We start from the raw sequence: 12,693 nt of genomic DNA, 5'->3' as shown, positions 1-12,693 counted from the left end.
AGCCCCGTTCCACCGAGCCCCGCCGGCCCCCCCTGCCTGCGGGGCTTTTTATTTGTGAAGCCGGGAATGGGGAATCGGGAATCGGGAATCGCAAAAGCAAGCTCGGAGGCGGCGGGCCGAAGCCTGGTGGCGCCTGGCTTCATACCATTCCCGATTCCCCATTCCTGGCTCTTCAGTCCGTCTCCCGCCGCCAATTCAGCGAGCCGCGGTTCTCGAGGGTGCTGGACTCGATCTCGATGTCGAAGCCGCGGCTGAGCAGGTATTTCAGGGTCAGCACCTGGCCGGTGCCGAGCAGGGACACGCCGAAACCGACGTACAGCCGCGGCGACAGCTGCTTGCCGACGCCGAGCACGCTGCCGCCGAGCGCGCGGGATTGGCTGACGCCGGCGTTGTCCAGGCCGATGCTCGAGCCCAGCTGCGAGGCCAGGATGCCGCCGCCGGCCGACAGCGCCGCCGAGGCGGCATCGAGCTGGCGGCTCTCGTCGCCGCTCGTGCTCGACAGCGAGCGGCCCAGCGCCAGGTAGGCCAGGGCCTCGGACTGGTCGCGGGCCGGATCGGTCCAGACGTCGGCCTGCGGCGCGGAGGCGCGGCCGGTGACGTCGATCCCGGCGGTCAGCTGCTCGGCCTCGATCCGCCGCTCGGCGCGGATGTCGAGCACCGGGTCGGAAATGACGTCGTTGCTCCAGACCAGGTTGCCGCGGGTGATGCGCAGCGCCTGGCCGTAGGCCTCGTAGCGGCCGCCGACCTGCAGCGAGCCGCTGCCGCGCATGTCGCGCCCGGGCGTCTGCCGCACCCGCAGCTGGCCGCCGAGCGTGCCCTCAAGGCCGAAGCCGTTGAGCACGACGTCCTCGCCCATCACCAGGGTCAGGTCGAGCTGCAGCGCGGTCGGCGGGCCATCCTCGGGGTCGACCGGATCGAGCACCACCACGTCGGGCGAGGCCGACACGCCGTCGTCCAGCCGTTCCAGGTCGATCCGCGCCTCCGGCACCGTGACCGTGCCGGCGACCTCCAGCGGCCGGCCGGCGCCGTAGCGGACGGTCAGGTCGGGATCGGCGATCGCGCGCAGGTCGCGGGTGTCGGAGACCAGCAGGTTCTCGCCGCGCAGGGCGAGCTCGAGCGGCGTCGCCGCGGCGTCGCCGCTCCATCCGAGCGAGCCGTCGATGTTCAGGATGCCGTCGCCGGAGCGCACGCTGCCGGCGATCCGGGCGCTGCCGTCGGCCAGCGCATCCAGGCGCACGTCGCCCTCGGTCAGCACGATCGCCAGCGACGGGATCTCGGTGCTGAAATCGCTCAGCCGTGCCTGGCCGGCCAGCTGCGGTTCGGCGCGAGTGCCGCCCAACGTGACCTGGCCCGCCAGTTGGCCCTGCGGCTCGACGATGTCGGGCGAGAACAGTTCCAGCCAGGTCAGCTCGTCGACGTCGAGGGTGACCTGGCCGGCCAGCGGCGAGTAGGCGTCCCAGCCGGTGCGCACCTCGGCGCGTACGCGGCCGCGCTCGCCGATCACCGTCGACAGCGTGCCCGTGATCGCCCGTGGGTCGAACTCGGCCTCGAGCTGCAGCGCGTCGTAGCCGATCACGTCGCGACGTGCGCGCTCGCTGAAGCGCAGGCCGCCCTCGTCCGAGCGCACGCTGACGTTGCCGCTGTAGGCGTTGCCGACCGGGCGCACACGCGCATCGAGCGCGACCTCGCCGCGCAGCTGCCAGGGGCGGCCGTCGTCGCGCTCGGGCAGGTACGGCTCGGCCAGCGCCAGCGGCAGCTGTCGGCCGGTGGCGGTCAGGCCGTTGCGCGGCCAGTCGGCTTCGATGCATAGCGAGCCGCCGCCGTCGCTGCCGAAGCAGGACTCGGATACCCGCCAGTTGGCGCCGTCCTGGGCGAAGCGCGCCGGGCCCTGCAGGGTCCAGGCGGCGCCGCGCGCCGGCGCCAGCCGCAGCGATTCCAGCACGCCCCGCCAGCCGCCGCCGCGCTGGTCGGCGCTGCCGGCCAGGTCGAGCGCCCCGATCTCGCCGCGCGCGCTGGCGCTCGCGCGCAGCGATTCGATCGCGCCGCTGGCCTGCACCGACACCGTGTCCAGCGCGACGCCCGCGTTCACGCCGCTGGCGTCGATGTTCAGCTCGCCCTGCCGGCCGCGTTGCCACGGCAGCCGGCCGCGCACGCTGGCGCGTTCGGCGCTGTAGGTGCCCCAGGCCAGGCCGCTGCCGTCAAGGTCGACGTCGATATCGGGCGCGGTGCGCGCACCGGTCAACCGCAACTGCCCGTCGAGACGGCCGTGCGCGTCCGGCAGGAAGTCGTCGAGCCGCAGCGGCGCCAGCTCGGCGTCGATGTCGAGGGTGTCGGTGACGCTGCCGCGGGCATCGACGCGGCTGCCGCCGAGTGACAGCGCGATCTCGCCCTCGTAGTGGCTGGGCGCGCCCTCGGCGGCATCGGCGGCCGGGCCGTGCATGGCGAAATGGCCGCGGCCGTCCAGCGCGCGGCCGCGCAGGCGACCGCCGAGTTCTTCGGCATCGACCTCGATGTCGAGGCCGCCGTCGTCGCGGGTGGCGCCGCGGGTCGCCAGGCGGCCGTTCACCGCGCCGTTCCAGTCGGGCACGAAATAGCCGGGATCGAAGCCGTCGAGCACCGCGTCGATGTTCCAGCCCAGTGCCGGCGCCCAGGCGACCTCGCCTTCGCCTTCGAGGGCGCCGCTCGGCATCGTCGCGCGCAGCGCCCGCAGGGTCATGCGCTCGCCGTCGCCGCGGCCGTCGAGTTCCACCGTCGCGCTCTGGCCGTCGCGGGCCAGGGTGGCCTTGCCGATCGCGGCCCAGGCGGCCATGCGCCCGGCGATGCCGAAATCGGCGTCGGCCGTGACCGGCACGCCGGGCGTGCCGTCCGCGGACGCGGCGGCGCCCCAGCGCAGCCCGCGCGCCGTCACCGCGAACTTGCCGGTGGGGTCGGCGCTGTCGCGGAAATCGGCGCGCCCGCGCAGGGTCACGGTGCCGTCGAACAGTTCCAGTGCCAGCGGCTCGGCCTCCAGCACCTGGTTTTCCAGCCGCAGCACCGAAGGCAGCACGATGGCGGCGAAGTCGCCCTGCGAAAACCGGCCCTGCAGCTTGGCTTCGCCGCCGACGCCGTCGGCGGTGAGCGAGAACGCGACCGGGGTCCCCGGCTCGCCGCTGCCCGTCAGCAGGCCGGGATCGAGCGCCTCCGAATCGGCGCGCAGGCGCCAGCCGGGATCGTCGCGGCCGCGCAGGGTGAGCACTGCGCGCACCGGGGCCGGCGCATGGCCGGAGACCGCCACGTCCAGCCGCGTCACGTTGCCGCGCGCGACCAGGCCGATGCGCGGCCGGGTGCGGCCGGCCGGGGCCGGCAGCAGCGCGCTGCCGGTCAGGTCCATGCGGTAGTCGGCGCGCGGCGCGTATTCGCCGTGCAGGGTGAAACGGCCGCGATCGCTGTCGGCCTGCAGCCGCTCGACGCGCAGGCGACCGTCGCGCGCGTCGAGCCCGCCTCGCAGGCTGTGGATGTCGATCAGCGGCCCTTCCGCGCCGATCACGCGGAAGCCGTCGACGACGATCGCATCGGCCTGCAGCGCCAGCGGAAGCGGCCCGATCCGTGGCAGCGACTCCGGCCAGCGCGGCAGCTCGACCGGCTCGTCGCCGGACGGCGGCAGCGTCAGCACCGCATCCTCGACTTCCAGCGCGTCCAGCCGCAGCAGGCGGCCGAGCAGCGGGCGGATGTCGGGGTCGATGGTGACGCGTGCGGCCGCGAACGACAGCGTGCCGGGATCGGTGCACTGGCCGAACGGCACCGGCTCGCCGTCGCGGTCGGGACAGCTCTGCATCGCGAAGCGCACGTCGTGCATGGTCAGCGGGCCCGAGGCCGGCCCTTCCGCCTCGCGCCATTCCAGCGTGGTGCCGGCGGGCAGCCGCGCGACCACCTGCGCCAGCAGGAAATCGCGGCCGCCCAAGGTCATCAGCAGCCAGTAGACCAGCAGGCCCGCCGCCAGCAGCAGCACGCCCAGGCCGATCGCCGAGCGCAGCGCCAGCCAGCGCAGCCGCGCGCGCCGGCGCGCGCGCAGTTCGGCGATGCGCGCGTCGCGCTCTTCTGGCGTGAGGTCCGGATCGAGCCGGCGGCGGCGGAGGATCGGGGCCATCAGAACGCCGAGCCGATGTCGAGGTGCAGGGTGAACGGCGAGTCGGGATCGTCGAGGCCGCGGGCGATGTCGAAGCGCAGCGGGCCCACCGGCGAGCGCCAGCGCACGCCGATACCGACGCCGGTATGGAAGTCCGGGTTGTCACCGTCGAAGGCGCTGCCGCTGTCGACGAAACCGGCGACGCCGAAGCTGTTCTCGAAATAATGCTCGAACTCGACGCTGCCGGTGACGACGTTCTTGGCGCCGAGCGCGAAATTGCCCAGCTGCGGACCGACCTCGCGCCAGTCGTAGCCGCGGATGCTGCGGTCGCCGCCGGCGTAGAAGCGCAGGCTCGGCGGCATGTCGACCAGCGCGTTGGTATAGGTGTGGCCGAGCTCGCCGCGCACGATCAGCCGGTTGCGCTCGCCGATGCCGTGATACCAGCTGGCGCGGGCGTGGATCTGGGCGAACGAAGCGTCCGAGCCCACGCCCTCGACGCCGCCGCGCAGCACGACGTTGCCGCCGATGCCGCGGGTCGGGAAGATGCGGTCGTCGACGTCGACGTATTCGGCGCGCAGCGACGGATAGCTGAAGGTCGCGTAGCGGTAGTCCGGCACCGCGTCGGGGTCGTCGCCGTTTTCCTCCACGTAGGCCCAGCGCTCGCGCAGCACGTGCATCGAGGCGATCAGGTTGATGTGCTCGTTGTACTGGCCGCTGCGGCTGCCGACCAGCTCCACACGGCGGGTGTCGATGTAGTCGGTCTGCTCGTCGGCGGCCTGCAGGCTCACCGTGTACCAGCCGTCGAGCCAGGCGAAGGCGGGAATGCGGTACTGCAGGGTGAGGGTCTTGCGGCGCTGCGCGTAGTCCAGCTGCCACAGCGCCTTGTGGCCGCGGCGGTTGACGTAGCGGCGTTCCTCGCCCAGGCGGATGCCGGCGCCGCTGTCGGTGCCGTAGCTGATGCCGGCGGTCTGGACCTTGCGCTTGGCCGGCGTCAGGGTGACGTCCACCGGCACGCGGCGGTCGGCGACCGCGTTCTCCGGTTGCGGGTTGATGTCGATGCCGCTGAAGTAGTCGAGCCGGGTGAGCGAGGTGCGCAGGCGGTCGAGACGGCCCTGGTGGTAGTACTCGCCTTCCTGCCAGTAGATCAGCTTCTCCAGCAGGTCGTCGTTGACGATCGACTTCGGCGTCTGGGCGAAGGTGACCGGGCCCATGTTGTAGCGCTCGCCGCTGGTCCAGACCAGCTCGATGTCGGCGGCCCGTTCGGCGCGCGTCACCGCCACCCGGCGGGCGCTGAAGTCGGCGTCGAAATAGCCGCGTTCGGCCAGGCGCCGGCTGATCCGCGCCTTGCTCGCTTCGTACACGGAATGGTCGAACACCGCGCCGCGCGACGGTGCGAACGCGCCCAGGTCCTGGCGCAGGTAGCGGTCGTCGCCGCCGGCGCCGATGATGGCGATGTCGCGGTTGCGCACCCGCACCGGCTCGCCGGGGTCGACGGTGACGGTCACCGACACCGCGCCGTCGCTGCGCGTGCGTTCGACCCGGATGTCCGGCGAGTAGTAGCCGAACGGCTCCAGCGCCTCGCGGGTCTGATCCTCGGCCTCGCGGATCATGTAGCCCAGGCGCCGGCCGGGCACGTCCTTGCCGACGGCATCGACCAGCGACAGCGACACCCGCACGTTCTCGGTCATGGCCTCGTCGAGGCCGCGGATCTCGACCTCGCCGACCTGGACGGCATGGGCGGTACCGCTGCCCAGCAGCAATACGAATGCGAGGATGCCGGGCAGACGCACCACCACCGGAGGCGGGCACTTTGCAATCGGGGAGCGTAAGCAAACGGGCATGCACCGAGCATACCGGGCCGCCATCAATTCTCCATTAACGTAGTCGGGTCGATCACGGCCGGGACGCCGGCGACAACATGCCGAAACACATGGAGGTCACGCGCGACGAGCGTCGCTCAGATCGCCCCTCCCGGCATGGAATCGCGAGACAACGGCAAGAGATGGGCGAGACAACGGCAGGAGATGGAAACCGGCCGGGAGCATGCCTCCCAGCCGGTGCGGGCCCGCGGGGGAACAAGCAGGGGATCAGCTGCGATTGAAGACGATGCCGCAGCGCTTGCGTTCGGATGCGGCTTCCAGGGCTTCCATTTCACCCTTCATCGTGGCCAGGTCCGTCGCAGCTCTGTGGCCGTGGGTAAAGAACAGCGCAGGCCAGAACACGACCAGGCCCGCGGCCACGATGGCCTGATCCTGGTGGTGATGACGGCGCTCGGCCTTGACGGCGTCATGGGCCTTGTTCGAGACCTGGATCGACTCCGCGGCGATCTGGTCGCAGGACAGATTTTCGTAAGGCGCTTGCGCCGTGTAGGCCGGCCTGACGTTCTCCGGTTTCGGGGCGCAGGCCGCCAGGGCGATGGCCGCGACGGCGGCAAGACAGGGAAGGGTTTTCATCGGTATCGGCTCCTCTTGAGTGGGTATACCCACCCTTCTGCTTCGGGAAAAGGAAACCGCACAGGACACCGTTGGCGCGAGTGCATTGCAATGTGTCGGACCACATCAGTCGTGGACGATCTCCACGCGCAGGACCAATACGGTGCGATCCGGACGGATGACGCGGACCGGCATCACACCGCGTGCGTCCGCGGGAATCCGCAACCGGAACCGCAGGTCGCCGCCGACATCCACGACCTGACCGGCGGCTTCGACCCGTGAGCCGGCCGGCGCGCGCCCCTCGACGGTGCTGCTGGCCCGGGCACGGCCGGGCACGCCAACATGGCTGCCGGGAACGGTGAAGCCGGGCTGGCGATAACGGGGTCGCTCCATGGCGGGTTCCGGTCGCGATGGGAGGGAGGCGGCCTGATCCTCGACCTCGGTCGCCGGGGGCGACAGGCTGCCGGCGACGCCGATGGTCATGAGCAGGCTGATCCCTGTGCGCCGCGTGACGCTCATCACACCACCTGGTGTCTGTCGTACTCAGCGGAGTCCGGCAAGCGTTTCGCGAGCCATCCGGCCATGCCTGTCCCGCGCGCCCTAGAACCTCACCGAGAAACGGGCGTTGACGCCGTGCTCGCGGGCATCGCTGCCGAACTGGCCGCCGTAGCCGAATTCGAACAGCGAGTGGGCGCTGGTGCGGGCCGCGAATCCGGCTTCGGCCACCATCGCATTTTTCTCCACCGGCACGCCGCGGACGCTGAACGCGTCGCCGCCATCGAACGCCAGCCAGGTCTCCGGCGTGCGGTGGCCGCCGACGCGCCGGTAGCCCAGCATGCCGCGCAGGCTCAGCCAGGTCTGTTCCTGGCCGGTCGCGTTGAGATTGATTGCGAAGCGTGCGCCCAGGGTGCCGACGTTGACCCGATTGGCGACCCGCGGGCCGTGCAGCGCCGCCAGGCCGCCGGCCTCGTCGATCGCGCCGTGGTGGACCCGGATGTTGGCGTACTGCAGGAACGGCTCGACCTCCCAGCGCTCCCGGTCGAACCGGTAACCGGCCTCGATCACCGCCTGGCGGGTGCGGCCGTTGAACGTTGCCGATGCGCGCTCGTCGAAGTCGGCAAAGGCGATCCGGCGTTCGGTATCGATGTCGTGGTGGGCCTGGATCCACGCCGCGCGCACGCCGAAACCGCCCCAGTGGCCGCCGCCGTAGACGCCGAACAGGCGGTTGTCGGCGCGGCCGCGGTCACCGAGGCCGCGCAGGTTGAAGTCGGTGCGGCCGGTGCCGATCATCGCGCCGACCTGCCAGCCCGCAGCGAAGCGATGGTCATAGCCGAGCAGCAGATCGCGGGTGCTGTGGTCGATGCGGTGGGCGTTGCCGTCGCCGTCGATGTGGCCGCCGCCGCGGTGGGCGTCGATCCACAGTCCGTGGCCGCGGTCCTCGCGCCCCTGCATCGCGAATCCGTCGGCGCCGCTGCCGGCGCGCTGCATTACCGCGGCGCGCGGCGCGCCGCTGCTCTCCACCAGCACCGAACGCAGGCTCGGGTACAGCTCGCCGGACAGCTGGTCGAAGGCGACGGCGGCCTGGCCGGCGTTGAAGTAAATCAGCGATTGCAGCAGCGGATCGCTGTCGGACAGGCCGTCCGCGGCGGCGGCGACGGAGGCCTGGTTCCAGGTTTCGGCCGCCGAGGCGAACGACGCGCCGCGGCTCACGTCCAGATCCACCGCGAACGGCGAGTAGATCAGGTCGAAGGCGAGGAACGGCGTGTCCGTGTCTTCGAGGCCGGTGAAGGCGCCGGTGACGCCGCCGCCGGCGGACAGGATGCGATAGCTGCGGCCGAGCACGGACTCGCCGTGCACCAGAGCCGGGGCCACGGTGCCGCCCTGCACCTGCGCGCTTCCGCCGACGGCGATGCGATCGGATGCATCCGACGCCAGATCGACCTGATAGAACGAGCCGGCAAACTGGCTGTAGTCGCCTTCGAAGGTCAGGGTGCCGATCCCGGCATCGAACGCATCGCCTGGCGCGATGGTACCGACAATCGCGGTATCGCCCAGCGTGCCGTTGCCGCCGAGCCATCCCCACACCCGGGTGCCGCCGCCGGAAAGGGTGCCCTCGACCACGGCGAAGCCGTCATCGTAGACCAGCAGCTCGCTGCCCTGCAGGCTGCCGTTGAGGAGGAAGGTGCCGTTGACGACCTCGACATCGTCGGTCAGGGCGTTGTCGCCGTCGAACTCCAGGATGCCTCCAAGCACCGAAGCGCCGGCGAAGCGGTTGTGACCGGACAGGCGCAACCAGCCTTCGCCATCCTTGAACAGGCTGCCTGGGCCGCCGATGTCGTTGGTCCAGTCGTCCCAGGCGTCGCCTTCCCAGACCTTGGCGCCGCCGGCGGCCTGGTCCATGTCGACCACCGTGTCGTCGCGCAGCATGCCCGGGCCCTTGATCGCCTTTTCCAGGTCGAGCAGGCCCCAGCCGTAGATCTCGTCCACGCCGGCCTCGCCCAGATCGGTGGCGGTGGTCAGCATCACGTCGCGGACCTGCGTATTGTCCAGGTACGGGAAGCGCTCCATCAGCAGACCCAGCGCGCCGGTGACGTGCGGGGTGGCCATCGAGCTGCCCTCGTAATCCGCATACCGCGGCTGGTGCTCCGTATCGAGGATATCGTCCAGGGCGGTGGCGAAGGCGTTTGGCCGGGTGATGTCGATCCCGACCTGGATGTAATACTGCTGCTGCTCGGCGTCGCCGGCGATGGTCAGGCGGTAGTTCTCCAGTCTTTCCTCGACGCTGTCGCCGGGGGTGTTCTCCTGCTTGGCCAGGCCCAGTGCGATGGCGATCTGGATGAGCCGGTTGGGGCTGTTGTCGTAGGGGTCGAAAGTGGTGCTGTTGATAGCTCTGCCGGGCGCGGCGATGCACCAGTCGCGGGTTTCGCCGCAGATGCTGGAAAAATCGCTGCGCTGCAGATCCTGGTCAACTGCCATCACCGATACCCAATTGTCCTCGAACTCCGGAAGGAAGGCCGGCAAGGTCGCCTCCACGCCGGCATGGGTCAGGACGCCTTCATTGCCGTCCTCCTTTGTTCCCGACTCGTTGCCGGCCGCGAACACGAACAGGACGTCATGGTCGCGTACGGCCCGCAGGGCCGCGTCGTGGATGGGCTGGTCGTCCTCCTTGTCCTGCTGGTAGAGCTTGGCCACGTCGTCGAAGGTACCGCCCAGTTTCGCGCCCGTGCCCCAGCTGTTGCTGATCGCGCGGACGCCCCGTTCCACCAGGTCATCGAAGCCAAAGGCAATCACTTCGCTATTGAAGGTCGTGAAGTTCGACCCCCAGCGCTCCGGAAGCAGCGCGCGCAGCTCCTCGGCCGTCATCTGCGGTAGTTTTTGTTCGGTCAGGGAGTCGTTGAGGCCGGCAAGGGCGTCGGGCAGCAGCGTGTCGGTGGCCCCTAGAGCGTCGGTGGAGGCGGCAAACAGATGGGTACCGAAGGCCACGCCATGCATGCCGGATCCATCCCGGCTGGCGGCAATGGTGCCGGCGGTATGGGTGCCGTGGTCGCCGAAGATCAGCATGCCGATGCCGCCGTCGGCCACCAGAGAGGAGCCGTCGGTGAACGCAACCTCGGTGCGAATTCCGTCCAGGCGTCCGGATCCAGCGAATTCCGGGTGGTCGGCAAAGGTCCCGGTGTCCACGATGCCCAGGCTGATTCCGTTGCCGCTGAGTCCGCGCGCATAGGCGTATTGCGCGCCGATCGCGCCCAGCCCCCAGTCGGCCCCGAACTCCTCGGTCGCCCAGCTGTCCGGATCGCCGATCTCGCCCGGTTCCTGGTAATCCTGCGCGGCAGCCGTGGCGCTGAAGCCGAGCAGCAGCGCGCAGGCCACGGCGCGCGCGAGCGAAGAGCGGGCGGGGCGACGCATGGAGCAGGCAGCGGTCATCCTTCTGGAAGCCGGACGCATGGGGGTCTCCTTGGCGGTTGGCTTTCGTGAGCGGGGGAGGCGGCGCGCAACCGCGGCCCGGCCCGGCCCGGTGACCGGAGTCGCTGCAGGCCACGCCCAGTCCCTTGACTCGCGAAACCGGCACCGGACAGGACATGTCCTCCCACTCCGGCGTTTCCCGAAACATTCACCGTGACGGAAAGGTCGGGAGGACAGAGGCGCAGATGACGGTGAGTCGCTTGTCCGGCGTGGCGGCGAAGATCCGCTTCGATGATGGTCCGCGTTCCCGATCGGGCCCTGTCCAACGGCACCTGCATGTGCGTCTGGATCGAGCGAGATGAGCAACAGGAAGTGCACTCTGCGCCTTGTCATGGCGCTCGTTGTCGTGGTTCTCGGCACGGGAGCCTTCGCGCAGGACACGGGTCCTGATCCCGTCGTGGAGAACGCCGGAACCTCTCTTTTCCCGTCCGAAAGCACGCGTGGCATCGAAGCCATCCTCGATCAGCTCGCCGAACCCGATGAAGCCAACCTCGACTCCCTGGAGGGGCTCCTCGCGCCGGCGAACACGAACAGCCCCCGCGACACGATCATCAGCTTCCTCAAGCGGACCCAGCGCTACTACGACCTCCTGCAACAGGACACATACACGGCGGAGGACGACGCGGAACTGCAGCATCTGTACGACGAGATGCAGTGGTTCTTCGATCTCAGGAACGTCGCACCCTCGCTGCGGCAGGATGTGGCCGTGAACTCCGCGGTCTATCTGCGAGAGATCATCGACCGGGTCGGCCTGCCCCCGGTTGAACGCATTCCGGACCGGAAACAGATGCTCGCCGCCCTCGATGCGGGCTACCCGCCCGCATGGAAGATCGGCAGCAGTCCGCTCGTCATCGCGCGCATCGATGATGGACCCAACCAGGGGAAATATCTGTTCAGCGAGGAAACGCTGGAGACGGTCGAGGATCTATTCTGGCAACTCAGATCGTTTCCGTACCGCAGCACATCCGCACAAGGCTTCTACGAGGCGTCGTTTCTGACGCCGCGCCCAACCCTCCAGGCATGGTCGGACGAACTGCCCGCCTGGATGCACAAGGGAATCCTGGGGCAGACCATTTGGCAATGGATCGCAATGGCCCTGCTCTTTGCCGTTGCTTTCATGTCGATCTGGTTCCTGTCGTCCATCCTCAAGCGGGCGACGCGGAACGCCGCGCCCCTTGCGCGCGATTCGACGCTGCTTCTCGTGCCGCTATTTGCGATGTTCGCCAGCTATCTGCTCTATGACCTGATCGGCGACAAGATCTTCATCACCGGACCGGTTTTCCAGGCTGCCGTCTATATCATTTACGGCATAGCCCTGTTCGCGGGCGTCGTCTTCCTGTTCTCGCTCGGAACCGTGCTGATCGAGCTGGCAGCCTCGACCGAGCGCGCGAAACGGCGCCCGACCGACATCCATCTGGCGACCCTCGGCATCCGCGTTGTGAGCATCATTGCGATCGTGGCCGCCCTGCTGAAAGGGATGCACCTTCTGGGCTTCTCGCTGGCCACCATTCTTGCCGGTGCCGGCGTGACCGGGCTCGCTGTTGCGCTGGCTTCGCAGAACACGCTGCGCAACGTTTTCGGCAGCCTCATGCTGCTCCTGGACAAGCCTTTCGAGGTTGGCCAGCGGATCAAGCTCCAGGGCTATGACGGCGTTGTCGAAGATATCGGAATGCGCTCCACCCGGCTGCGGCTGCTTTCGGGGCATCTGGTCAGCATTCCCAACGAAAAGGTTGCCGGGATGGATGTCGAGAACGTCGACATGCGCCCATCCATCCGGCGCACGATCGACCTTCCCCTGGCCTACGATACGCCGCAGGAGAAGATTCAACGCGCCGTGGCGATCCTGCGTGAAATCCTGTCCGTGCCCGATGCCGGCGCTGCGGAATCGGACGGCGCATCGCCGCCCCAAAGGGATTCGCATCGTGGGCAGGATCCAGGAACGGGGCATCCGAACGAGGCCATCAATCACCCGGACCGGCCGCCGCGCGTCATCTTCAACGAGATCAACCCCGATTCCCTCAACATCACGGCCACGTACTGGTACGGCCCGCCAGACCATTGGGCCTATCTGGAGCACTGCCAGATAATCAATCACGAAATCATCCGTCGCTTTCGCGAAGAAGGTCTATAGCTTCCTTGGACACAAGTTCCAAGTACAGCACCACACCACAATCGGTGGCTTCAGGAAAGTTC

Annotated in this window: 6 protein-coding genes; 1 reads left to right on the top strand and 5 read right to left on the bottom strand. The window is 69.3% G+C overall.

The window, feature by feature from the left end; all coding sequences use genetic code 11:
* Positions 1 to 172: 172 nt before the first annotated feature.
* The 5 genes from AB5T46_RS17730 to AB5T46_RS17710 all read right to left on the bottom strand — a co-directional run bounded on the left by AB5T46_RS17730 (position 173) and on the right by AB5T46_RS17710 (position 10,443).
* Entirely contained in the window at positions 173 to 4,126 is a 3,954-nt protein-coding gene (locus AB5T46_RS17730) for a translocation/assembly module TamB domain-containing protein (protein WP_370565402.1), read from the bottom strand.
* The gene (locus AB5T46_RS17725) at positions 4,126 to 5,946 is read right to left on the bottom strand and encodes an autotransporter assembly complex protein TamA (RefSeq protein ID WP_370565401.1); all 1,821 of its coding nucleotides are present in this window, start codon (positions 5,944 to 5,946) and stop codon (positions 4,126 to 4,128) included. The genes AB5T46_RS17730 and AB5T46_RS17725 overlap by 1 nt, the downstream gene beginning before the upstream one ends.
* Positions 5,947 to 6,192: 246 nt before the next feature.
* Entirely contained in the window at positions 6,193 to 6,558 is a 366-nt protein-coding gene (locus tag AB5T46_RS17720; RefSeq protein WP_370565400.1) for a hypothetical protein, read from the bottom strand.
* Positions 6,559 to 6,663: 105 nt separating this feature from the next.
* Positions 6,664 to 7,020, bottom strand: coding sequence for a hypothetical protein (locus AB5T46_RS17715; protein WP_370565399.1), 357 nt, complete (start codon positions 7,018 to 7,020; stop codon positions 6,664 to 6,666).
* Between the two features lie 117 nt (positions 7,021 to 7,137).
* Positions 7,138 to 10,443: a S8 family serine peptidase gene (locus tag AB5T46_RS17710; protein ID WP_370565398.1), complete on the bottom strand. Its 3,306-nt coding sequence runs from the start codon at positions 10,441 to 10,443 to the stop codon at positions 7,138 to 7,140.
* A 355-nt stretch (positions 10,444 to 10,798) separates the two neighbouring features.
* Between AB5T46_RS17710 and AB5T46_RS17705 the strand changes: the two genes are divergently transcribed.
* Positions 10,799 to 12,631 (top strand): mechanosensitive ion channel family protein, encoded by a 1,833-nt coding sequence (locus AB5T46_RS17705; protein ID WP_370565397.1) that lies wholly within the window; start codon positions 10,799 to 10,801, stop codon positions 12,629 to 12,631.
* Positions 12,632 to 12,693: the final 62 nt, after the last annotated feature.

Origin of the sequence: Luteimonas salinilitoris, from assembly GCF_041300785.1 — a bacterium.
GTDB lineage: Bacteria > Pseudomonadota > Gammaproteobacteria > Xanthomonadales > Xanthomonadaceae > Luteimonas > Luteimonas salinilitoris.
This window is presented reverse-complemented; position numbering and strand designations above follow the sequence as displayed.